Source organism: Halobacillus mangrovi (assembly GCF_002097535.1).
GTDB classification, from domain to species: Bacteria; Bacillota; Bacilli; order Bacillales; family Halobacillaceae; genus Halobacillus; species Halobacillus mangrovi_A.
The window spans coordinates 263,953-287,379 of the sequence record NZ_CP020772.1 but is presented as its reverse complement, the minus strand read 5'-3'; the positions used below and the strand labels follow the sequence as shown (position 1 = coordinate 287,379).

Here is a 23,427-nt window from a genome sequence, read left to right as displayed (position 1 = left end):
TGCATGCTAGCTTTTCTTCGTTAAAGTAAAAAATAAAGTAGCACCAATGGATGCTGTCGTAAACAATATTGCTCCCATCGGTATAGCTGTCGTTTCATTAATACCGACCAGCGGTGATACAGTTGCGCCAAATAACAACGGCAACATGCCTAGCACAGCACTCGCACTCCCTGCCCTGTGCCCTTGATGTTCCATCGCCAGGGTAAACGTACTTGTCAAAACCATTCCCATCGCTGTCATGTAAATAAAGATCGGGATAACAATGGAATACAGCGGTCCTTCAATAATTGTCATCACTAATAGGAAACCCGTCGCACTGACGGCAATCAGCACAGCGCTCCGAAGCAAACTTCTTTCGTGGAAAATACCTCCAAGACGTCCGACCAAAAAGCTTCCTGTAATGATCGCCAGTCCATTAATCCCGAACAAGACACTAAATACCTGAGGTGATACGTCGTAGATGCCCTGATAAACGAACGGCGTTCCGGATACATACGCGAAGCTCCCACCATGGACAAAACCGATGGTCAGGGCGTATCCGATGAACGAGCGATCTTTCAGCAGTCGGCCAATGGTAAGGATCGACTCTTTCACAGAGCTCGGAATCCGTTTTTCTATTGGAAGGGTCTCCGGTAATTTTCCTGCCACGGTTAAAACGATTCCTACACCTACGATACTTAAAAAGAAGAAGATCGTCTCCCATGTGGCAAATGGTAAAAGTAAAATCGCTCCCCCTGTCATCGGTGCAATCATCGGAGCCGTTGCATTAATCACCATGAGTAAGGCGAAGAACTTTGTCAATTCCCTTCCCGAAAACACGTCACGCACCACGGCTCGTGAAAGGACGGCACCAGCAGAACCCGTGAAGCCCTGGAGAAAACGAGCGATGACGAGCACAATGATATTAGGCGCAAGCGCACAAAGAAAGGACGCCACTGCAAAGAGGGAAAGGAAAATGATCAGTGGTTTCTTCCTCCCCTGCGAATCACTGATCGGCCCAACGACGATTTGTCCAACGGCAAGCCCGATTAAACAGGTGGTTAAGCTGAGCTGAACTAGTGATGCGTTCGCTTCTAAATCGGATGCAATTCCCGGAAAACTCGGGAGATACATATCAATATTTAATGGCCCTAAAATCCCAAGCATTCCGAGAAGAAACGCGAGACCTATTCTCTTTTTCCCTTTTGGATTATGTAACATGTTTTAAACACCTTTTTCTATTCTGACTACATTTTAAAAGACCTTTGAGTATTACCCAAGATCTTCTAACTGTGAAACTATGATTTTATCTTCTTTCCTCAAGGAAGTCTATTTATAAGCACAGAGAGCCTATAACCAATAGAATAAGCAACAGAATAAATACGATTAAACTTCTTATTAGTTTCAATCTTTCAATAATCTGAAGGTCAAGTCTGCCGCTATCCTGTATAACAGCGAAAAGGCGACTATTCTTATTGAATAATCGCCACTACTATAACCCAAGGGTAAGATATTTCTTAACGATCATAGGAAGAAAATGATTAACCGAAGAAGTGGTCTTGAATGAAATCATGTTTCTTAATAATTATTTTCGCAAAATTTTCTCCATCGCTTTTCCCTTAGCTAACTCATCGATCAGCTTATCCAAATAGCGAATTTCCTGCATCATTGGTTCTTCGATATCTTCCACTCGTACACCGCAGACCACACCTTTGATCAAGTTCCTGGAAGGATTCATTTGGGGAGCTTCCGCAAAGAAGGTCTCAAAGTCTGTCTGTTTTTCCAGTTGTGCTTCTAACTCTTCCTGGCTATATCCCGTCAACCAACGGATAATTTCATCGACTTCTGTTTTCGTTCGTCCTTTTTTCTCCGCCTTCGTAACATAGTGGGGATAAACACTTGCGAAACTCATGGTATAAATCTTGTGCTTGGTCATTACCCATCCTCCTCCTTTTCATGTTTTTCCAATTATATCATTTTGCAACAATCCATTCCCCTATCCCCGAGACATACATCTATTCCTTTGGACAGGAATTTCTTATTGTCGCTAAAGTTTGTTCGGAGGGATCCATAGATGCAAAATTTTAGCCCTTTAAGGAGATCACTATAATTGCTTTTCCTCCTCATGAAAAGACGCCAAAAAGTTCATTTGCAAGATCTTATTATCAGGGGTACTTGGTTGATAAACGAGCAAATGGAATAATTATCCACACAAGAGCCTTGATGAGCTAGATTGGCTATTCCTTACTATTCAGTAATACCGATATGCTTTATAACTTATTACCAGATTAAATAAAAGCTGAATAGTGAAGATTCTCATTCATTACCAGATATTCAGTCGATGTTTACTATTTAATTTTTTCCCGGAATTACCTCGTTAGCTACGGCTAATCGTATCGTTCAACTTCGTGCGATACTTATCTTTCCAGCTTTTCTCGTCCTGCAATAGATCATCGCAGAAAGTGGCCACATCCTCACCCGTGAGATCAGTAACTTTCTTATCTTCTGCTGCCCCTTGCTCAAATAGGTCGAGAATGCCGTTAAAGATACGGCTGGTAGATTTCCAGTCAGAGGGGCCACCCGTAGTCCACATGTACTTTTGGATCGCTTTGTAAGCGTTATGGTACTCAGTTGGAAGTACCTTCGCACGAGCCTCCATAGCTCTCCATTCCCGCTTATCATCCAGACTTCCGATAATTTTTTCAAAAATATTCATAGTCCTTCTCCTTTGTATTTAGTTTTTTAATTCATTAATAGTGCTTGAAACGAATTCCCATTTATCCCAAAAGATTTTAAGATGCTCTTCACCAGCTGAGTTGAGAGTGTAAAATTTTCTCGGCGGTCCCATCATGGATGGCTTTTTCTCAATATCCACCAAATTGTTTTTCTCAAGCCGCATGGTAATTGTATAAACGGTGCCCTCAACCACATCAGTGAAGCCAAGTTCTCGTAGCTTTTGAGTGATTTCATAGCCGTAAGTTTCGCCGCGGCTGATGATCTCAAGCACACAACCCTCGAGCACCCCTTTCATCATTTCTCTGAAATTCCTCATTTTTACCTCCAATTGCATTTTGATTTTTTAGTACTTTGTATTACTGGTATTTTGTATTACTTATTACCGGTACATAGTATTACATATTAGTGTGATTTGTCAAAGATAAAACTTTTCGTGGCCTGACTTATTGCTTTAACCACCCTTCACTTTGGATGAAATTTCTGGAAATTGGGAAAGTCACTCATCAAACAGGCTGCTTAGATTGCTTTTTATGAGCAACTTTCCCAACCTCCATTTAACAGGAAAATAAACAGTATTTTCAGAATAATTAGAGTATACCTATAAAGGAGGAATAGATTTGAAATTCAAAAATCTTGCCACATTGTCAATTGCTGTTGCTCTCGCCATTTTGCCATCTACTGGACAAGCGTTTGCTTCTCCTCAAATCGATGCGAACAAAGAGGTCGATGTCTCAAAAGAAGTTGGAAACTTTCAACAAGGTGAAGTTGTTGTCACTATGAAACCAGGAAAATCTTTGTCTGGGAAAGAGTTAAATAACTTGGGAGCTAAAGTTGTTGATGACCATAGCAAAGTTGTCGATACTCAACTCAAAGTCCTTCAGGTTGGAAATGTAGATGCTGTTGTAAAAGCATTAAGTCATAACCCTAATGTTGAATATGCAGAGCCAAACTACATATTTGATGCTACGTTCACTCCGAATGACCCGTTATACAGTGATCAATACGGGCCTCAAAATACAAATACGCCGGCCGCTTGGGATGTTACCCAGGGGAGCAGCAGTCAAGAAATTGCAGTAATTGATACGGGGGTCTACTATGACCATCCTGATTTGATTGATAAGACGATCCTTGGTTATGATTTCGCTCAAAACGATAATGATCCTAAAGACTTGAATGGTCATGGAACACACGTGTCTGGGACAGTTGCTGCTGAAACCAATAACGCTACTGGGGTAGCGGGTATGGCTCCAGAGACTAAAATTCTAGCAGTCAGGGCTTTAGGAGCCAATGGTAGTGGATCGCTTAACGACATAGCTGATGCCATTCGTTATTCTGCTGATGCAGGCGCAGAGGTCATTAATATGTCTCTTGGTTGTGACTGCGATTCCCAAACTCTAGAAGATGCAGTCAACTATGCTTGGAATAGCGGTTCTGTAGTTGTAGCTGCCGCTGGAAACGACGGAGTTTCTACGACCTTTGAGCCAGCTTCTTACGAAAATGTGATTGCCGTAGGCGCGGTTGATTCTAATAATGATGTCGCCTACTTCTCTAACTACGGTTCGTGGGTAGACGTAACGGCTCCTGGAGTAGATATTGTATCAACCGTATTACGTGGGAAATATGACAGCTACTCTGGCACGTCAATGGCTTCTCCTCATGTTGCAGGACTAGCTGGTTTGCTTGCCTCACAAGGACGCTCAAACAGTGAAATCCGTACAGCCATTGAGCAAACCGCCGATCCTATTAACGGCACAGGCACCTACTTTGAGCACGGCTTGATCAATTCCTATGATGCAGTAAACTACTAATATATTTAAAGGGAGCAAGTAAAAGGCCTCAGAGGAATTTCCCCTGAGGCCTTTTACTTCATTTTTTGTGAAGGCGACTATTCTTATTGACTAAACGCTTAATTGTTAAAGACTTGAAGTTGAGAAATTTCTAGTAATTTAGCATCTAGCTATTAGCTAGTACTATTAGCATTTATGAATAATAACCAATTACTTTTAAAAGTGACACTCCTATACCAGTAATAATTATCCCAGTTAGAGCCGTAATAAAAACTGTCTTAACATTCTTTGTCTCCACCCATACCGTCATACCTAGAATGATAGTAAAAAGAATACCAAAAAATAATGAAGCAAATGGATTAGTTGGAGTTATCCAATCAAACCAATTTATAAAATTCATTATTAAGTTCCTCCATTCAGGATTAAGTTTTATATTATATACGAGTAACTTGAGAAAAGGTTGCTATTTTCTTTTGGGTGGAAATTTATAACCTATTATCTTGTAGAGGAAACGTCCCTCGATATTAGAATAAAAGAATAACGCAATTGTATCCTCCTCACTACAATTGTGATTCCACACAATCTTATAGTACGCATGCAACGCTTCTGAATAACTTCTTTTGAACAACCATTCGAATTGACTAAATACCCCTATAGGTATATTATGAAGGTATAACTTTATACCTAATACGTATTCAAATTAAGCTGGGAGGTCTAAATATGAAAACTATCACTGTATATACGACTACACAGTGCCCCTATTGTGTGATGGTGAAAAACTTCTTAACAGATCAAAACATCCCTTTTAAAGAGGTAAACGTAGAGATTAACCCTGAAATCATGAACCAGCTTGTACAAAAGACTGGACAGTTTGGAGTGCCACAAACCGAAGTGGATGGACAATGGATCGTCGGTTTTGATCCAAAAAGTATGATGACAGCACTCGAACGAATATAAGAACATCCAAACTACAATTTGGAATCATACAAACAATCAAGCAGCCCAACACACATCATGATATTTCTTTAGACATGAAAGAAGGGGTAAACATGACAGCCAAAAAAGTCTTATATTTTGTGTCATTAAGCTCAAATGTTCCCTATGTACTCAAAGAAGCACTGGAAAAAGCAAAGAATAAAAACGAAGTGAAGGTTTTTTTCGATCTTGATGGCGCGCGTGCTCTGGATCAACGTTATCTAAACCAACTCAATCGTACACATGGTACTGATCTTGAATTCCTCTTAAAAACAGCATTGGATTCTGGTATCAAGCTGTATGGTTGTCAGATGAACGTCTTGATTGCGGATGGCTTAGTACTGGTTAATGGAGTGGAAGTCGCCGGGGTCGCAACCTTCTTGGAAACCGCTTATCAGGCAGATGATGTTTTAAGCTATTAAAATTAGGGAGGGAGCTTTATGAGACCGAAGAAAGTCGTGGTTTTAGCTCTCCATGATGAATTAGAATCCGCTTATCCACCATTGAATGTTGCAACTGGAGCTGCCTCTTCTGAAGCAGAGGTCATCTTGGCTTTTTCTCGTAAAGGCGTAAATATTCTTAAAAAGAATTATACTCCTGTTCCCTCTGAGGGCATGGAATATCTACCGAAGGCATTAAAAGGGTTTAATGCAGCTTCCATACACGACCTGCTGGATATTGCCGTTGAAACAGGCGTTAAACTCTATGTCGTTGATTTGGATATTGATAATGATGCGGATTTCATTTACCCAACAGAACAAGTCCCAATCAAATGGGTCTTAAATGAGGCAGCTTCTGCAGATCTTTTTCTCCATTTTTGAAATAATAAGGTTACTAGGATCACCTTAAAAAAGCTCTCGGCTAGCCTTCGTGAGCTTTTTTTAATATAGATCATCCAGTGATATGTAGTGGTTTTTTGCCTTCACCGCCGTTACGATTTCTCCTATAATATCAAGCTTATAGGCATTCATCCGTTATAGATTGAAATGGAATAACAATTAAATCTACTACCTTGGCTCCCCCCTTTGCATTCAAAATAGATTCTTCCCGACTGCCTACTCCATACTTTCATTGCTGTTGTCCATTCCTGGAATTACTTACGAATCTATTTCACCCTAAAATAATAAAGAAGTTCATTTGACAATAATGTAAGCGCTATTATAATAGGGGAATAAAGGTATTGCTTAGTGCAGAGATATGGATCGTTCACTCAAAAACTATACTGGAGAAGCAGAATGATTATGGGTGAATTCTTTATATACTCTCCTAAACTACCAATCTTATTATCGAGAGGAGAGTACATTTGAAAAAACATTTCTTTTCCATGTTTAGTTTATTTCTAGTTTTCTTTTTCATCGTACCGAACCTATCCAACGCGGAGAGTGATGAGGGTTTCTTACTAGAGCAAGGCACACCCCCGCCTGGAGCGAATGATCCGAGTTGTGAGCCCTCTGACGATAAACCAAATCCGGTCATTCTTGTTCCCGGTACATTTGAGCGCAGTGCACAAAATTGGTTGGAGCTCTCCCCTGCACTTGCAAGTAAGGGCTACTGTGTCTATGCATTAAATTACGGGCTTACTCACGCCGGGGCCTCTACAGGTCCTATTGAAAACTCTTCTCAAGAATTGAAAAGTTTTGTTGATAACGTTCTTCAACTCACCGGTGCAAGTCAAGTGGATATTATCGGGCATAGCCAGGGCGGAATGATGCCAAGGTATTATCTTAAATTTTTAGGAGGAGACAAGTATGTAGACAACTTAATTGCTTTTGTTCCTTCTAATCATGGAACAGAGGGATTGGCTAATTTCGAAACACTCACCACAGATCTCGCTGACATCACTTCTTGTATTGCCTGCCAACAACAACTAACAGGATCGGAGTTTCTTGAAAATCTAAACAGTGGAGAGGAAATCCGGGGAAATGTCTCTTATACTGTGATAACTACAAAAACTGATCAAGTGGTCACCCCCTATACCTCAGCTTTCCTTGAAGGACCGAAGAAGCAAGTATCGAACATTACTATACAAGATTACTATCCTTTGAACTTAATTGGTCACCAGGGAATCGTATATGATCCAATTTCCTTTGCTTTTGTTTTTGATGCTCTTTCTCATGATGGTCCGGCAGATGCTGAACGAGCTCTATTGCACTTTGATTAAGTTATCGTTTTCGATACAAACTAAATGCAGGACGTCAATGGTATCCATCCATACCCCCACACCATTATGAATCTATCGCACTTCATATTCGGTACAACTTGTTTAGATTTTACAGTCGGCCATTCATAGTCACACAATAATTTATGGATCAAAAAACCATAAGTTCACACAAAAAAGCAGACAAAGGTCTGCTTTTTTGCTCTACGAATTAAACTCCGGGTTATCCTTATTGAATCGTAACCTTCATCTTATGCTGCTGGTTTTTCGCTTCCTCTGGATCAACAATTTCGTCATTATACAAATGGCAGGCCACATAGTGCTCCTTCTCCACTTCTTGCCAGACCGGTGCTTTTTTCGCACACACATCCATCGCCATCGGGCAGCGCGTTCGGAATACACAGCCGCTCGGCGGATCGATCGGACTCGGGATCTCCCCTTCGATAATGACTTGCTCCCGCTGATCTTCAATATCCGGATCCGGAATCGGAATTGCTGACAAAAGGGCTTTTGTATAAGGATGGAGCGGTTTGTCATACAGCTGTTCACTGCTTGTAAGTTCGACCATATGGCCAAGATACATAACGCCAATCCGGTCGGAGATGTGCTGCACCATTGATAAATCATGGGCGATGAACAAGTACGTCAGCCCCTTTTCATCCTGCAGGCGTTCAAGCAGATTGACAACCTGTGCCTGAACAGATACATCGAGCGCAGATATCGGTTCATCGGCAATGATAATGTCTGGATCAAGCGCGAGCGCACGGGCAATTCCGATCCGCTGGCGCTGGCCGCCGCTGAATTCATGGGGATAGCGGTTGGCATGATCACGGTTCAAGCCGACTTCCTCAAGCAGCTCATAAACTCTCGCCATCCGTTCCTTATTGGATGAAAAAAGGTTATGGATCTCCATCGGCTCTGAGATGATCTCCGCTACAGTTGAGCGTGGGTTTAAGGACGCATAAGGATCCTGAAAAATCATCTGCATGCGGCGCTTCAACAGGAACTGTTCTTTTTCACTGAGATGATGGACGCTTTGTCCCTCATAGATGACTTCACCATCTGTTTTATTGTACAGGTTCATAATGGTACGCCCTGTTGTTGATTTCCCACACCCGGATTCGCCGACAAGCCCGAACGTTTCCCCTTTATAAATATCAAAACTCACACCATCTACCGCTTTTAACGTCTTGCCTTTTCCTAAAGAAAAATGCTTTTTTAAGTTTTTCACTTCAAGCGTTTTGTGGGGGCTCATGTGGATCCCTCCGTGTCTTGCCAGTAGCGCCTGGCTGAGCATAGTTCTTTTTCATAAACCGTGTCTTTCAAGTCGATGATTTCGATCGTTTTTCCTGTGTTCGGGGAATGAAGCATTTTTCCGTCCCCGTAATAAAAACCGACGTGATGGATACGGCCTTTTCCTTCTTCATAGGCAAAAAACAAGAGGTCTCCTGGCTTCAGCCCATCAAGCGGCACTTCATTTCCCGCCAGAGCCTGATCCGTCGCATCGCGCGGGATTTCATAGCCACAGGCTTTGTGCATGTTATAAGCGAATCCGGAGCAGTCGTAGCCGTAGGAACTCATGCCGCCCCAGAAGTAAGGAAGATCAAGAAAGGTTTCTCCCGCTCGAATGAGGTCTTCCCCGCTGCCTTTAGGAATGGCCTCACGAGACGGATACAGCGTCACATCTTCTAAAGCCAGGTACCCTTCTCCCTCAGGCGTCCGCACCTTCACCCACTCGCCTTCTTCTTTACGTGCGGGTAAGGACGTAAGGTAACTCAATTCTACCAATGGTTGTCGATGCTCATTCAGTAAAACCGCTTGTCTCGTATGTACGACGGCAACCCCGTTTCCTTGCCATTCGTGTTCTGGAACTTCCTTCAGCTGGCTTGCCGGGACAAATCCCGGGTACCCCCGGTCATCTTTTTTCGAAGCTTGTGCAGGGACGACGACCTTCGCCCAGCCTTCTTTCAGCTCATCAACCATCACTTCTTCTCCATATAAAAGCTGGGACTGAACGAGGTTATCCTCACATAAAGCGAGGCTCGTATCATAAGACAAGTGGTTCAGCCATTCGGTCATGGACGCTGTATCTGAAATTCCGCATTGGTCCACATCGCGGGGTGAATCCGGTGCCGTCCAAATGGTAGCGACAGGCACCCGGACGACCCACGTCGTTTTTGTGCTTTGTGTTTGTGTCATTGTTGACCTCCTTATGGTTATGAAAGCACCTGCTGCAGGCTTACATTTTGTATCCCAAGCCCGGGTACATCAGGCAGCGTCATCTTAGCCTGCTGATAGGAAACACCGCCATCGACAGGGTCATCTGTCAACATAAGCGGGGCATCGAAATCGACTCTCGTAATATTCTTCTGACTCGCTGCAAAATGAGCGGCTGCCGTAATCGCAAGCTTCGTTTCAATCATGCTGCCGACCATGCATTCGACACCGAAGCTTTCCGCCAGGTGGTTGATCTTCAACGCCTGATGGATGCCGCCTGCTTTCATTAATTTAATATTAATCAAGTCGGCACTTCTCGTTTCCAAAACGCGGCGTGCGTCTACCGGGGAAAACACGCTCTCATCGGCCATGATCGGTGTGTACGTGTGGTCTGTTACTTGCTTCAACCCTTCAATGTCATGAGCTTTGACGGGCTGTTCGATGAGTTCGATCGGTAAGTTGAGATCCTCCATCCGTCGGATCGCGTAAATCGCTTCTTTCACTTTCCAGCCCTGGTTGGCATCAAGCCTGATTTTTACCTGATGGCCGACACGTTTTTTGATCGTTAAGATGCGCTCGATATCTTTTTCGATCGTATCCTTGCCTACTTTGACTTTGAGGATTTTGAAGCCGTTTTGGACGTATTTCTCCGCATCATCTGCCATTTCATCGGATTCATTGACGCTGACCGTATAATCCGTCTCCATCGATTTGTTGTACCCGCCAAGCAGCTGATAAAGCGGAAGCTGGCCCTGCTTCGCTACACAATCGTAAACTGCCATATCAATCGCTGCTTTTGCGCTTGTATTGCCGACACAGCTTTTGTGAAGCTTTTCAAATAGCGCTTCCCGATCGAGAAGTGATTCGCCTGTCAGTAAAGGGGTGAAAATGTGCTTGATCGTATGATTGATGCTGACAAGGCTTTCACCTGTAATGACGTGGGTCGGTGGTGCTTCTCCCCAGCCTGTGACGCCGTTATCACACGTGACTTTGACGTAGATCGACTCCGCTACGGTGACGGTCCTTAATGCCGTTTTGAACGGAGTATGCAGGGGGACGGCCACCTGATACGTATCGATCGACTGAATCTTCATGGTCCTTCCTCCTTACTTACTGAACACCCGGTTCGATCGTTAATGTCTTACTTTGGCTGGATAACCTCGCTTTTGTTCCCAGCGGTACGGCAAAATGAGGCTGGCAATGGCCAATTTTAAAACCTGATACGACAGGTTTATTCAATCCAGCAAAATAATAGTCATATACTTCTTCAAGCGTCAGCGATTTACCGCGTTTTTTCGGTTCAGCTTCACTAAAATCACCAACAACGATCCCTGCCGCTTCCTCTAATTTTCCAGCAAGTTTCAACTGGCTTAAAAATGAATCAATCCGGTATGGCTCTTCACCGATATCTTCGATGAGGAGCAGTTTCCCTTTTGTATCCAATTCATAGGCTGACCCCATGGTATTCACGAGCAGTGACAGATTCCCGCCTACCAGCTCGCCTTCTGCCTCACCGTCTGCGATGGTTTGTAAAGGAGAAAAGGACGCCGTGTACTGCAGTGTTTCCGGTTGAAACAGCTGGTGGAACATTTTTTCAGACCTTTCCTCAAACGAATCCTTCCCGACATCGGAACTTAACATCGGTCCGTGAAACGTTACGAGGCCGGTCTTTTGGCGAATCGCTGTATGTAAATACGTAATATCACTGTATCCCCAGAAGATTTTCGGATTCGCTTGGATCAGATCAAAATCAATCGAAGAAACAATTCTTCCCGTCCCGTAGCCGCCGCCTGCACAGATGATGCCGTTCACTTCAGAATCGGCGAACATGGCATGAAGGTCATCCAGGCGTTCCTGATCGGTTCCTGCTAAATAGCCATACGTTTTTGATACGTTTGGCGCGACCTTCACGTTCAGACCGAGATTTTCGAGAAAAGGAATCGCTTGTTCCAAGTTTTTAAGATTAGGAGGACTGGCTGGAGCGATCACTCCAACCGTGTCTCCTTTTTGTAACCGTTTGGGTAGAATCATATCCTGTTCCTCCAATGGCATGAAAAGAGGCACGCGCGCACCGAAGTGCAAGTGCCCCTTTTTCACCGGTTATTGTTTGTCTGCCCACTTCAATTCCAAGTACCCGACTGGGTGGCGGACGATGTCTTTGACAGAATCTTTCTCAAGTACGACCTGGTTGTAGAAGTGAATCGGGAAGATCGGCATGTCTTCAAAAAGAATCTTCTCGGCTTCATACATGTACTCCCAGCGCTTCGCTTCATCTGTTTCGTTTTTCGCCTGTTCGATCAGCTTGTCATACTCTTCGTTGGACCAGCCTGTACGGTTCATGGAAGAATCGGTAATAAAGCTTTCCAGGAAGTTGATCGGATCCGCGTAGTCAGCCAGGAACGAACTACGTGACAGCTGGTGCTTCAAGTCTTTTTGGTTTTGCAGGAATACATTCCACTCTGCATTCGCGAGCTTAATGTCGATGCCAAGGTTCTCTTTGTACATTTGCTGCATCGTTTCCGCTACAGCTTTGTGTGATTCACTTGTGTTGTAAGAAAGCGTGATTTCCGGAAGCTCGTCATAGCCTTCCTCTTGCATGCCTTCTTCAAGAAGTTTCTTCGCTTCTTCTGCGTTAAACTCTACCAGCTTTCCGTTATGCTCACGGAAATCATCACCAGACGGAGCTTCAAATCCGTACGAAACGAACCCATAAGCGGGCTCCTCTTTATTTTTCGTAACGTAGTCAACAATGTCCTGCTGATTTACAGCCATCGCAAGCGCTTTTCTAATTTTCGTGTTCTGGAATGGTTCTTCGTTGACGTTAAAGCGGAAGAAGTACGTACCCGCCTGGTCAGTAATCGATACTTGATCACTTTCAAGCAGCTTCTCAGATAAATCTGCCGGAATGCCGGACGTATCGAGCTCACCGCTTTCATACATTTGATACTCGGTGTTCACGTCATTGACCATGGCCCAGTGGACTTCGTCAAGCTTCACCGTTTCGCTGTCCCAATACTCTTCGTTCTTCTTAAACAGCATTTCGCTGTCGTGCTTCCATTTAGCTAATGTAAATGGTCCGTTTCCAACAAAGCTGTCCGCTTCTGCGTACCATTCTGGATTCTCTTCCGCTACCTTCTCGTTCACAGGGAAGAAAGCCGGATTGGAAATAATATTTAAAAAGTAGCCCGTCGGTGCTTTCAATGTAACCTTCAATTCTTTATCATTCACAGCCTCAACCATCACATCATCGCGGGAACCTTCGCCCGTGTTGTACGCTTCGCCGCCTTCGATGAAGTAACCAAGGAAAGCTGCTGGTGAAGCCGTTTCCGGATCCAACAGACGCTTCCAGGCGAATTCAAAGTCCCCTGCGGTCAGGTCATCGCCATTGGACCATTTAGCATTTTCTCGAATTGTAAACGTATAGACTTTTCCGTCTTCGGATACTTCCCAATCCTCAGCTGTTGCCGGCTGCGGGCTGTGGTCTTTGCCTAGACGCGTCAGACCCTCCATTAAGTTGTTGAGTGCATTCCAGGAAACAGAGTCAAACCCTTTTGGCGGATCAAAGGAAGTCGGCTCTTCCCCATTGTTTAACATAAGTGTTTTTGTTTCACTGTCACTGCCGCTTTCCTGATTACTGTCATCGCTGCCTTCACTCGAAGTATCTGTCGCTGTACAAGCCGCCAATACAAAAACAAGCAAGACCCCCAATAGTAGCGTAAGCCATTTTTTCATAGTGTTTCTCCTCTCTAATTTGTTGTCATCATATATTTTTTAGCCCGTTCATCCTGAAGCCAGCAATCTACTTCATGGGTAGCGCTAAGCTCGGATTGGAACGGATAAACTCTGCTGCAGACTTCCATCGCCATCGGACAGCGCGCAGTAAACGGACACCCTTCCGGTGGAGAAAATAAATCCGGCGGCGTCCCGTCGATCGGAATCAGCTTCTCGCCTTTTTGATCCAGCCGCGGAACCGAATGTAGCAGTCCTTTTGTATACGGATGCTGGGGCGTATAGAAGATTTCTCTTCTCGTCCCTGTCTCGATCACTTTGCCGGCATACATGACGGCAATACGATCAGCAATTTTGGCAACCACCCCTAGATCGTGAGTAATCAAGATGATCGAAACGCCTGTCTGATCCTGAATTTTTTTAAAAAGCTGTAGAATTTGCGCCTGAATCGTTACGTCAAGAGCTGTCGTCGGCTCATCAGCAATCAACAGCTCCGGTTCGCAAATAAGCGCCATCGCAATCACAATCCGCTGGCGCATTCCTCCTGAGAATTGGTGCGGGTACTGCTTCAACCGCTCAACCGGATTGGGAATCCCAACAAGGTTGAGCATATCCACCGCAAGCTCATTCGCTTCTTTTGATGAAATCGAACGGTGGTGCCTCAAGCCTTCGGTCAGCTGGGTGCCGATCGTGAGTGTCGGGTTCAAGGCGGTCATTGGATCTTGAAAGATCATAGAGATATCCACCCCGCGGATCGATCGTACTTCTTTATCCGAGAGCTTGGTCATGTCGCGTCCCTTGAAGTAGATCGATCCTTGCTTGATCTTGCCAGGCGGAGATGGAATCAGCTTCATAATGCTGTTTGCGGTCACACTTTTTCCGCACCCCGATTCCCCGACAATCGCAAGCGTTTCTCCTCTGAAAAGCTCTAAGTTCACCCCTCTTACGGCCTGCACTTCACCCCCATAAGTGGTAAAAGATACGTGAAGATCCTGAATATCGAGTATTTTTTCCATCGTTGTCTACCTCCTAAGCCTCGGATCAAGCGCATCCTGCAACCCGTCGCCTAATACGTTAAAGGCAAACATCGTTGCCGATATAAAGAAGGCCGGGAAGAACAGGCGCCACCAGTCTCCGGATAAAATGACTCCAAGGGCATCATTGGCCATCATCCCCCAGCTCGCATACGGTGACTGGATCCCAAGTCCTAGAAAGCTAAGGAAGGCTTCAGCGAAAATGGCTGTCGGTACCGTCAACGTCATCTGAACGATGATCGGTCCCATCGTATTCGGGAGTAAATTTTTCCGGATGATCCGTTTCGTTTTCGCCCCGAATGATTGCGAGGCCATGACGAACTCATTGTGCTTCAGCTGCAGTACCTGTCCGCGGACAATCCGGGCCATCCCGACCCATCCGGTTACCGTCAAAGCGATGATGATCGTTAGTAAGCTCGGACCCATCACAACGAGCAGCAAAATGACGACAAGTAAGTATGGAAGACCGTACAGGACCTCAATAATACGCATTAACACACTATCAACGCGTCCGCCTTTATAGCCGGCGATCCCTCCATAAGCCACTCCGATGAAAAAGTCGATCAGTGCAGCCATGAGACCGACAAACAAGGAAATTCGTGCCCCGTACCACGTTCTCGTAAACACATCTCGTCCAAGTTCATCCGTACCAAACCAATGAGTTGCAGATGGAGGCATGTTTTGATTGGAAAGCACCTGCTCTGACACGCTGTGCGGTGAAATCCAGGGTCCAATCACGGCCATGATCCCTAAAAGGATGAGGAAAATCAGACCTGACATCGCGAGCTTATTCTGCCGGATCCTTCGCCACGCGTCCTCCCAATAGGATAAGGAAGGCCGGACAACCGATTCAGCTTCGTCTAAATCCTTTTTCTTCGGCTGAAACCATTCATCAGGAATGGAAGAGTGATTGGATGGCTGCTTGTCTTTCGTTGCTGGAATCACATCATTTCCCTCCTTCATTGTGTAACTTGATTCTCGGGTCGAGGAGTCCATAAGCGATATCAACTAAGAAAAGCATGAAGACGAGAAACGCACTGTAAAATACGGTCGTCCCCATAATGACGGGATAATCACGTTGATTGATGCCTTCGACAAAATATTTACCCATGCCCGGAATCGCAAAAATCTTTTCGATAACGAAAGTCCCCGTCAAAATTCCGGCAAGCAATGTACCAAGAATGGTGACAACAGGCATCAAAGCATTTTTAAGCGCGTGTTTGACGATAATTTTCACCGGAGATAATCCCTTGGCCCGGGCGGTTTTGATGTAGTCCTGAGTCAGTGTCTCAAGCATGCTGGACCTAGTGAGGCGGGCGATGATCGCCATCGGGCCTGTAGCAAGTGCCAAGATTGGCAAGACCATATGCATCGGACTGCTCCATGTGGCCGCAGGGAAAATGCTCCAGTTGACCGCGAGCTCTTGAATAAGCAGCGTTGCAAGGACAAAGTTCGGGATTGAAATACCAAGAACGGCAATCGTCATCGCGACATAATCAATGACCCCGTTATGTTTTAAGGCAGCAAAAACACCTAAGATGACCCCTGAAACCAACGCTAAGAGTACAGTCCAGATCCCAAGCTCTGCTGAGATCGGAAACCCTCTTCCGAGTAAAGAGTTGACGGTTTCCGTCGGCTGTTTGATCGAAGGGCCGAAATCAAGCGTGACAATCGATTTCAAATAGAGCACATACTGAACCACTAACGGTTCATTCAGGTGAAAGTGCTCCTCCAGGTTCTGTTGAACGACGGCATTTGTCGTCCGTTCTTCATTAAAAGGAGATCCTGGAATCAAATTCATTAGGAAAAACGTGAGTGTTGCAATGATAAATACTGTGACGATCATAAGTATGAAGCGTTTAACTATGTACTTCGCCATCCGTGTCTCCCCCTAACTCGACGTTGTCCTTACGGCAAGATCAGTCATGACAATCATGGCTTGATAAGCTTCTAATATATCTTTTGCCCTGAATGAAACGATCGTTGAATTCGGTTCGATTTCTGTGCCTGGCATAAGATTCGCCCATTCGGCTTGTCCATAATTCATGAATTCAATTCTTAGTGTCGGATGATCAGGTGGAACAAGAGGATTGACATTCGAGCGGTTATGTAGGGCATCAGCGGTCTTTTGCTGCAGCAGTTCTCCAGCTTTTTTCGGTGTTAAACTTTTGACGGACGACCTTGAAATGGTTTCTTTGACTGGTGCTGTGACAACATTCGTAATCAGCTCTTCTGCTTCTCTTGCCGCACAGTCATCACCGGCGACCATTAAAACAGGGACACCGTAATAGCCTGCAACATAAGCGTTGAAACCAAGTTCGCCGACGGCCACATCGTTTATGTAAAAATTTCGGACCCCAAAGGTCATCGAATGCGAGAGCACTCCTTTTTGTGCGCCGCGGGCGTGATAACCGACGAAGATGGCTCCTGAAAATGAGCTGTCGAGCCCCTGCATCATTGAATAAGGCTTCACACTTCCCGTGATCAGCTCGGCATCCGGATGAATCTCGTCGATTAAGAGATTGTTCATCTTGGAGTGGCTGTCATTCACTAACACCTCTTTGACTTCGTTACTGTAGGCCGTTCGTATGACATGGTTCGTTTCTTCGGTCATGATTCTTCGCGAGCGTTCATAATTGTGCTTCGACGAATCGACAAACGTATAATCAGGGATTCCAGTAATCCCTTCCATGTCGACGGATAAATAAAGTTTCATCGTCGCTCTTCCCCCATGTAGTTTTATTTTAAAATTACTAATTTTCAAACAACTATATCAAAGATTTCCAATTCAGGCAATAGAAACCTAAGACCTATGTCATGGTTAATCATCCTTTATTTCGCTATTTTTCTGCTTTTCTGTTTTTACAAAAATCGGGACTTTAGACTGGCTAGAAGGATGAGACTAGCAAAATGGTTAGATAAAAAAGAAGCGGTTAGGGTACAATGAACCTGGAACCAACGATGGAAACTGGATTTTGAAATAAGGTTAAAAAGGGAGGTCGATCAACATGAATCGATTCATGGAACGAGCGGTATCCTTAGCTGCAGAAAATGTACGTGTTGGAGGACAGCCTTTCGGGGCAGTTCTTGTGAAGGATGACGAGTTGGTAGCCGAAGGTGTGAACGAAATGCACCTGAACTATGACGTGAGCGGACATGCCGAGCTGCTTGCGATCCGACGTGCGCAGGGAGAGCTTCAAACGCATGACCTGTCCGGCTATACGATGTACGCTAGCGGAGAACCTTGTCCGATGTGTCTTTCAGCGATGTATTTTGCAGGGATTAAGGATGTATTTTATTGTGCAACGGTGGAAGAAGCTGCACAGGTTGGCTTAGAGAAATCGAAGAATGTTTATGATGATTTACAAAAATCGAAAGGTGAGCGTTCCCTTGTGATGAAGCAGATGCCTTTAGAGGATGATCAGGAAGATCCGATGAAACTGTGGGATGAGCGGACAAATCATAATGGAACTTCCTGATTGAGGGAGTTCCCTTTTCTTTTGGTCTGAAGAAACAAAGCAGTACGTTTTAAGGATGGAAATCGTCCAAAACAAAAAGGAATCGGTGGAGAGAATTATGAGTATATATTTAAAAATGCCTAAAAGGAGAATCTGATGGCCAAGTATTGGGTGTATAAAATCCTCATCAATCTGGCGTTCATTGGATTTCTAGTTTACAGCTTACTTCAGCGTAATACTTTAGGTCTCATCATTCTGGTGACCGCAGCGGTTATTTGTTCGATTTTGTTAATCCTGAATGATCGTGTAAACCGAAAAGACAAGAAAAAAGAGAAACAGAAAGAAATTAGTTAAGTGCAGCCTAAAGTGGCTGTTTTTTTATGCTCTAAACGTAGGGCATTTTTTATAGCTCAAGCCATCTTTCTCAAATGCAGGGAAAGTTTCATCGTGAGTGGTTGTGATCGTGTGGAATGTTTTTCCTACTATCGTTCGTGGTAAGAAAGAGATTAAATGTGCTCCCTATCAAATAGAAGAGCTTAGTTAATGATCAAAAATGATAGGGGAATCTACATAATGCGGTTTTATTAAACGGGGATGGGGGAGTAGTTGGAGGTGGAATCATGCAAATTAAATCCCTTTTACAAAAGCCATGGATTTATAAGTTAGGCATCTTTCTTATTATAGCTTCGATCCTCACATGGGTGCTTTCCCCTGTTGTCATTCCCTTTTTACCTCTATCAAGTAAAGTGAAGGCTATCAGCATCACAAGCAGCCTTGTTATAGGAGAGGTGATCTTTTGGATTGGAGCTTTGATGGTGGGAAAAGAAGCAGCCAAAAAAATCAGAAAATCATTCAATCCTAAAAGCTGGAAAAATAAATTTGTTCAAAAACGATCTGACGGAGAAGATTAGAAACTATCCCCACCTAATGGGAAACACGATCAAGGTGGATCCTCATCGAGGCAACTATATTGCTGATCTCTACTCATTAATCCCTGAAAACTGTATCCATCTGTTAGCAAAGGCATTCTTTTAAAAGGGTGTCTTTTTCACGTGAAGAAATATTGATGATTGTGGTTAAGAATGCAAATCAAAGCACGTATAATAAACAAGGGTGGCCATTGAAATGCTTTCAAAAAATAAGCGGATAAGGAGAATCGGATGCTGAAATACCGAATATATCGAATCCTCATCACTTTCTCGTTCTTTGGAGTCTCCTATTATGGCATAATGGAACGGAATTATGTGATTATGGCAACCGCATTTGTGATATTTACAGTGCTGGTAATTCTGAATGATCGCATGAACCGAAAAGGTAAGAGAAAAGAGCAGGAGAAACAGAGTTAGGTAAGTTCAGCCTATAGCGGCTGTTTTTTTTGTTAATAAGAATGAAATTGCTGAATTCGCCCGTATATTTCTCCTAGATCTTCAATAATATAATCTGCCTCCGCCCCGTACCAATATTGATCCCTTTTCCAAATCGTTTTCATTCCAGCGCCCTTTGCTGCTTCCACATCTTTTTCTGGATGATCCCCTATAAACACGCTATCTTCAGGGGCGACGTCAAGCCTTGCTAAGGCTCTCTGGAAAATCTCTGGATCAGGCTTTTTTACTCCTTCTCTCTCCGATATCAAAATGGTATCCATGTAGGCGTCAATAGTTAATGCGATCATGTTATCCATTTGGAACTGCCCCTTTCCATTGGTGATCACCCCAAGAAGAAAATGGCTCTGCTTTAAACCATTTAACATTTCTATGAGATTGGGAAATGGCACGCAATGGTCCTTAAAAGAATACAGGTAATCCTGAAGTAACTCTCCGCACGAAATAGATTTTAAGTCAAACTCCTTGATGAGCTGTTGATACACCCTGTCCTTCCATACGTACCCACGCTGATCAAGTTCAATAAACCTTTGTATATACTTCTCCTTAGGGATATGAGACAGTCTGTGAGCCAATCGCTTATACTGGTTTTCTATGAAGAGGTTCACTGAGGCATCACGGTTTAATAGAGTTCCATCCAAATCAAAAATCACGGCCTTAACCATAGCCCATCCCCTTTCATAGGTTTCAGTTTTCTCCTTTTAACCTTTTCACTTCCTTTTCAAGGTATCCTAGACGTCTATGTATACGATAAAAAATCGGAAGATAAGCGATAACCACAATAATCATCCAGCCCAACTTCATCCCCTCCCCATTCTATGACAATTTTTATTTCGTCTATAAGACTATGCTATCAAAAAACGAAAATCCTCGTTTCATAAATAAAGGAACTCCCTCCTCCGGAAGTTCCTTTCGTGTAAAACTATTCCTTCAGTTGTTGATGCGCCCAGGCCGCGAGCATTGCTGAACCATTTGGAAGTGCCTCCTCATCCAAGTCAAAACGTGGATGGTGAAGCGGATAAACAGCTCCCTTGGCCTCGTTCCTAACACCTAATCGAAAGAAGATCGCCGGTATTTGATTGGCGTAAAAGGAAAAGTCCTCCCCTCCCATCGATGGGTTCACAATCGAGAACCGATCTGGCCCAAGGGTGTCCTCTACCGTTTTCTCAAGCCCTGGGAGCAGCGATGAATCATTGATCAGCGGCGGATAAAAGTATTTATAGTTGAACGTGTACGTGACCCCAAACGCTTCAGAAACGCCTTTGATGACGCGTTCCATTTTCTCTTCCATCTGATTCCTTACATCAGGATCCAGCGTCCGGACCGTACCTCCGATGCTTACGCGTGGAGCAATCGCGTTATCAGCTGTACCTCCGTGAATCTGGCCGATGGTCAAAACGGTTGGCGCCAACGGATCGGTCTGTCGGCTGACCACTTGCTGTAAAGAGCTGATGACTTCAGCACTGACGGTAATCGAGTCTGCCGCTTTATGAGGATGAGCCGCATGGCCGCCGGCTCCAACAATTTCAAGATCGAAAAAGTCAGCGGCTGCACAGGCTTCTTTTTCTGTACAAGTAACATAGCCTGTTTCTACATCAGGATTGACATGTAAACCAGCGATCGCCTTCATTTTAGGATGATCTAATACTCCTTCTTCAATCATCGCCTGCGCTCCGAACAACCCTTCTTCTGCGGGTTGGAAAATGAGTTTAACGCTTCCCTTTTCAGGAGGATGGTCTTTCAATAGTTTGGCTGCTCCTAAGAGCATGGTTGTATGACCATCGTGCCCGCAAAGGTGGGCTTTTCCATCGATCGACGAAGCATAATCTCTTTCTTTTTCATCCTGGATGGGAAGAGCATCCATGTCTGCCCGGAGGCCAACCGTCTCTCCCTGTTGTTTTCCTTCGGCGATGGCTACGACTCCTGTTTTGGCGATTACCTTCGGTTCATAACCGAACTCTTTCAATTTATTTTGAACAAACTTAGAAGTTTCATATTCTTCAAAACCAGTTTCCGGATTTTGATGAAGCATCCGGCGCCACTCGGTCAATTGTTCTTGCAGTTGTTTCGCTTGTTGTAATAATAGACTCATTGGATTCACTCCTTGATGTCGAAAAGTGACAGCTTACAGTGTGTCACACTACCTCGAAAGCATGCAATTATTTTTCATATTTTTCTCAGGCTTCCTTTTTTTCATTTTTTTCCCTTTTATAAAGTAACAGCCGCCCTTATAATTCAAAATTGTCTTGTTTTCATACAATTTTCAATATTTAAATGCTTTAGACAGAAAGGGAGGAGGACATCATGGAACATTTCGGCATACTTTCGTTACTGCCTTCTGTACTTGCACTAATTTTAGCGATTTGGTCCAAACGGGTCGTCCCGTCACTGCTTTTAGGAATCCTGGTAGGTACAATCATGATTGACATCCAGAACAACGGCGCGATTCACGCGTTTCTATTTTCGATCGTAAATTTATTCGGAGCGATTGCCGGTCACCCGGCTGATGCTGATGCTGGCATAAGAGGGATGGGGCTCGTCAAAGGGCCTGGACGAGCTGAGCTTGTGCTGATCGTCCTTTTACTTGGCGCATTCATTGGAGTTTTAAATAAATCCGGCGGAGCCTACGCCTTCGGTCAATGGCTGGCAGATAAGGTTCGCGGTAAAAAAGGCGCCCAGTTGTCGACAGCCGCTATGGGAAGCTCCTTGTTCACAAGTGCCTACTTCAGTTCGCTTGCAACAGGTACCGTTTTCCGTCCGATTTATGATCGTATGAATATCTCGCGGGCCAAGCTTGCCTTTTTGCTGGATTCTACCGCTTCTCCTATTAATGTGCTCGTCCCTATTTCCGGCTGGGTCGCATTCATGGGGGCATTGATGGTCGATAACATTCAATCGGTAAACGATCCGATCGTTGGGATCGCAAAAACGATCCCGTATAATTTCTATAACATTGTTATTCTGATCATGGTCTTCTTAGTCGCTGCAGGAAAAATTAAAGACTTTGGTCCGATGAAGCAGTCTGAACAAAAAGCGAAGGAAACAAACCAGGCTTTGAAAGAAGCAGCTGCAGCGAAAAAAGCGCCAGAAAAAGAACCAGAAAAGGAAAAGGAAGCGACCCTTCGTGGAACGGCCTCAGATATGGTTGTTCCATTGGGCATTTCTGTTGCTCTGCTTGTGGTGCTTGGTCTATGGAACTACACATTCATTTATTTCGCTGATATTCCTGAGATCCCACTCGATGGAAACAAAATGCTGATCGTCAGCTTCTCTGTCGGGATTATCATCGCCTTTATCAAGTATCTTTCCAAAGGATTGATGAATGCCAAGGAGTTTTTAAATGAACTGTATGACGGAAGTAAGTCCGTGATCCTGGGCGCTGTCATCATCATCCTTGCGGTTACGCTCGGTGATGTGATGCGGGCCACCGCTCCTGAAGGGGTGGGGGCAGCCGCCTACATTTCTGAAGTGGCTTCAGGAGTGATTCCAAGCAGCATCATCCCTGTTGCCGTCTTTCTTATTTCCGGCTTTGTTGCCTTCTCGATGGGAACCTCCTTCGGCACATGGGCGATTATGATGCCGATCGGTGTCTCCCTTATGGTCGCAACGGGCGGTGATCCGATTCTTGCAGCCGCTGCAGTGTTATCAGGCGGAGCGTTTGGTGACCACACTTCCCCGATCTCAGATACAAGTGTCATGTCTTCGATCGGAGCTGATGTAGAACATATGGAGCACATTAATACACAGCTTCCATATGCTTTGACAGCTGCCGGTATCGCTTCCGTGTTCTTCTTAATTGCTGGTTTTGTGATATAAGAAGGAGAGTCCCTATGATTCGCTCTACAGTGGATCCATAGGGGCTTTTTTTATGTGGTTCGATGTAAATATTTTCTATAAATCTAGTAAAAATCATTATTTTACTATATGAATTACGTTATCATGAAGATATAATGACTAAAAATTGTGTCAATG

At 44.3% G+C, this 23,427-nt stretch carries 26 protein-coding genes; 10 read left to right on the top strand and 16 right to left on the bottom strand.

Features of this window, described 5'->3' with window-relative positions:
• Window positions 1–6 precede the first annotated feature (6 nt).
• The 4 genes from HM131_RS01615 to HM131_RS01600 form a co-directional block, all read right to left on the bottom strand.
• Complete coding sequence (locus HM131_RS01615) at window positions 7–1,200, bottom strand: Bcr/CflA family efflux MFS transporter (RefSeq protein WP_085027286.1); 1,194 nt, start codon at window positions 1,198–1,200, stop codon at window positions 7–9.
• Between the two features lie 364 nt (window positions 1,201–1,564).
• The gene (locus tag HM131_RS01610) at window positions 1,565–1,915 is read right to left on the bottom strand and encodes a DUF2200 domain-containing protein (RefSeq protein ID WP_085027284.1); all 351 of its coding nucleotides are present in this window, start codon (window positions 1,913–1,915) and stop codon (window positions 1,565–1,567) included.
• Window positions 1,916–2,356: 441 nt separating this feature from the next.
• On the bottom strand, window positions 2,357–2,695 hold the full coding sequence (locus tag HM131_RS01605) for a DUF1048 domain-containing protein (RefSeq protein WP_085027283.1): 339 nt from the start codon (window positions 2,693–2,695) through the stop codon (window positions 2,357–2,359).
• An 18-nt stretch (window positions 2,696–2,713) separates the two neighbouring features.
• Complete coding sequence (locus HM131_RS01600) at window positions 2,714–3,031, bottom strand: PadR family transcriptional regulator (RefSeq protein ID WP_085027281.1); 318 nt, start codon at window positions 3,029–3,031, stop codon at window positions 2,714–2,716.
• 301 nt (window positions 3,032–3,332) lie between these two features.
• Here HM131_RS01600 and HM131_RS01595 point away from each other — a divergent pair, with 301 nt between their 5' ends.
• Window positions 3,333–4,523 carry a S8 family peptidase gene (locus HM131_RS01595; protein WP_332308727.1) on the top strand — a complete coding sequence of 397 codons (1,191 nt, stop codon included), beginning with the start codon at window positions 3,333–3,335 and terminating at the stop codon, window positions 4,521–4,523.
• 172 nt (window positions 4,524–4,695) lie between these two features.
• Here the strand turns inward: HM131_RS01595 and HM131_RS01590 are convergent, their stop codons facing one another.
• On the bottom strand, window positions 4,696–4,902 hold the full coding sequence (locus HM131_RS01590) for a hypothetical protein (RefSeq protein WP_085027278.1): 207 nt from the start codon (window positions 4,900–4,902) through the stop codon (window positions 4,696–4,698).
• Window positions 4,903–5,222: 320 nt separating this feature from the next.
• On the opposite strand from HM131_RS01590, the gene HM131_RS01585 reads away from it, so the two are divergent.
• The 4 genes from HM131_RS01585 to HM131_RS01570 all read left to right on the top strand — a co-directional run bounded on the left by HM131_RS01585 (window position 5,223) and on the right by HM131_RS01570 (window position 7,638).
• Window positions 5,223–5,459, top strand: a complete 237-nt coding sequence (locus tag HM131_RS01585) for a glutaredoxin family protein (protein ID WP_085027276.1) — start codon at window positions 5,223–5,225, stop codon at window positions 5,457–5,459.
• 92 nt (window positions 5,460–5,551) lie between these two features.
• Complete coding sequence (locus HM131_RS01580) at window positions 5,552–5,899, top strand: DsrE/DsrF/DrsH-like family protein (RefSeq protein ID WP_085027274.1); 348 nt, start codon at window positions 5,552–5,554, stop codon at window positions 5,897–5,899.
• An 18-nt stretch (window positions 5,900–5,917) separates the two neighbouring features.
• Window positions 5,918–6,298 (top strand): DsrE/DsrF/DrsH-like family protein, encoded by a 381-nt coding sequence (locus HM131_RS01575; protein ID WP_085027272.1) that lies wholly within the window; start codon window positions 5,918–5,920, stop codon window positions 6,296–6,298.
• Window positions 6,299–6,780: 482 nt separating this feature from the next.
• Complete coding sequence (locus HM131_RS01570) at window positions 6,781–7,638, top strand: esterase/lipase family protein (protein ID WP_085027270.1); 858 nt, start codon at window positions 6,781–6,783, stop codon at window positions 7,636–7,638.
• Between the two features lie 226 nt (window positions 7,639–7,864).
• Here HM131_RS01570 and HM131_RS01565 read toward each other — a convergent pair whose 3' ends face one another.
• From HM131_RS01565 to HM131_RS01525, 9 genes are all read right to left on the bottom strand, one after another.
• Window positions 7,865–8,890: an ABC transporter ATP-binding protein gene (locus HM131_RS01565; protein WP_085027268.1), complete on the bottom strand. Its 1,026-nt coding sequence runs from the start codon at window positions 8,888–8,890 to the stop codon at window positions 7,865–7,867.
• Window positions 8,887–9,834 (bottom strand): C40 family peptidase, encoded by a 948-nt coding sequence (locus HM131_RS01560; protein WP_085027266.1) that lies wholly within the window; start codon window positions 9,832–9,834, stop codon window positions 8,887–8,889. Before HM131_RS01560 ends, HM131_RS01565 begins: the two co-directional genes overlap by 4 nt.
• Before the next feature lie 17 nt (window positions 9,835–9,851).
• Window positions 9,852–10,946: a mandelate racemase/muconate lactonizing enzyme family protein gene (locus HM131_RS01555; protein WP_085027264.1), complete on the bottom strand. Its 1,095-nt coding sequence runs from the start codon at window positions 10,944–10,946 to the stop codon at window positions 9,852–9,854.
• A 16-nt stretch (window positions 10,947–10,962) separates the two neighbouring features.
• Window positions 10,963–11,883, bottom strand: a complete 921-nt coding sequence (locus HM131_RS01550) for a S66 peptidase family protein (protein ID WP_085027262.1) — start codon at window positions 11,881–11,883, stop codon at window positions 10,963–10,965.
• A 69-nt stretch (window positions 11,884–11,952) separates the two neighbouring features.
• Window positions 11,953–13,584 carry a peptide ABC transporter substrate-binding protein gene (locus HM131_RS01545; RefSeq protein WP_085027260.1) on the bottom strand — a complete coding sequence of 544 codons (1,632 nt, stop codon included), beginning with the start codon at window positions 13,582–13,584 and terminating at the stop codon, window positions 11,953–11,955.
• A 14-nt stretch (window positions 13,585–13,598) separates the two neighbouring features.
• Window positions 13,599–14,597 (bottom strand): ABC transporter ATP-binding protein, encoded by a 999-nt coding sequence (locus HM131_RS01540; RefSeq protein WP_085027258.1) that lies wholly within the window; start codon window positions 14,595–14,597, stop codon window positions 13,599–13,601.
• A gap of 6 nt (window positions 14,598–14,603) precedes the next feature.
• Complete coding sequence (locus tag HM131_RS01535; protein ID WP_408607089.1) at window positions 14,604–15,560, bottom strand: ABC transporter permease; 957 nt, start codon at window positions 15,558–15,560, stop codon at window positions 14,604–14,606.
• Window position 15,561: 1 nt separating this feature from the next.
• Window positions 15,562–16,494, bottom strand: coding sequence for an ABC transporter permease (locus HM131_RS01530; RefSeq protein WP_085027254.1), 933 nt, complete (start codon window positions 16,492–16,494; stop codon window positions 15,562–15,564).
• 12 nt (window positions 16,495–16,506) lie between these two features.
• Window positions 16,507–17,331, bottom strand: coding sequence for a M55 family metallopeptidase (locus tag HM131_RS01525; RefSeq protein WP_085027252.1), 825 nt, complete (start codon window positions 17,329–17,331; stop codon window positions 16,507–16,509).
• Window positions 17,332–17,623: 292 nt separating this feature from the next.
• Between HM131_RS01525 and HM131_RS01520 the strand changes: the two genes are divergently transcribed.
• The 4 genes from HM131_RS01520 to HM131_RS21015 all read left to right on the top strand — a co-directional run bounded on the left by HM131_RS01520 (window position 17,624) and on the right by HM131_RS21015 (window position 19,419).
• Window positions 17,624–18,094, top strand: a complete 471-nt coding sequence (locus HM131_RS01520; protein ID WP_085027250.1) for a nucleoside deaminase — start codon at window positions 17,624–17,626, stop codon at window positions 18,092–18,094.
• Between the two features lie 135 nt (window positions 18,095–18,229).
• Window positions 18,230–18,427, top strand: coding sequence for a hypothetical protein (locus tag HM131_RS01515; protein ID WP_085027248.1), 198 nt, complete (start codon window positions 18,230–18,232; stop codon window positions 18,425–18,427).
• Window positions 18,428–18,693: 266 nt separating this feature from the next.
• A complete protein-coding gene (locus tag HM131_RS01510; RefSeq protein ID WP_232324843.1) occupies window positions 18,694–18,984 on the top strand; it encodes a transporter suffix domain-containing protein in 291 nt (96 codons plus the stop codon).
• Between the two features lie 249 nt (window positions 18,985–19,233).
• Complete coding sequence (locus HM131_RS21015; RefSeq protein ID WP_085027247.1) at window positions 19,234–19,419, top strand: hypothetical protein; 186 nt, start codon at window positions 19,234–19,236, stop codon at window positions 19,417–19,419.
• Window positions 19,420–19,451: 32 nt separating this feature from the next.
• Here the strand turns inward: HM131_RS21015 and HM131_RS01500 are convergent, their stop codons facing one another.
• The gene (locus HM131_RS01500) at window positions 19,452–20,120 is read right to left on the bottom strand and encodes an HAD family hydrolase (RefSeq protein ID WP_085027245.1); all 669 of its coding nucleotides are present in this window, start codon (window positions 20,118–20,120) and stop codon (window positions 19,452–19,454) included.
• 257 nt (window positions 20,121–20,377) lie between these two features.
• Window positions 20,378–21,547, bottom strand: a complete 1,170-nt coding sequence (locus HM131_RS01495) for a M20 metallopeptidase family protein (protein WP_085027243.1) — start codon at window positions 21,545–21,547, stop codon at window positions 20,378–20,380.
• 212 nt (window positions 21,548–21,759) lie between these two features.
• On the opposite strand from HM131_RS01495, the gene HM131_RS01490 reads away from it, so the two are divergent.
• Window positions 21,760–23,271, top strand: a complete 1,512-nt coding sequence (locus tag HM131_RS01490; RefSeq protein WP_085027241.1) for a Na+/H+ antiporter NhaC family protein — start codon at window positions 21,760–21,762, stop codon at window positions 23,269–23,271.
• Window positions 23,272–23,427 lie beyond the last annotated feature (156 nt).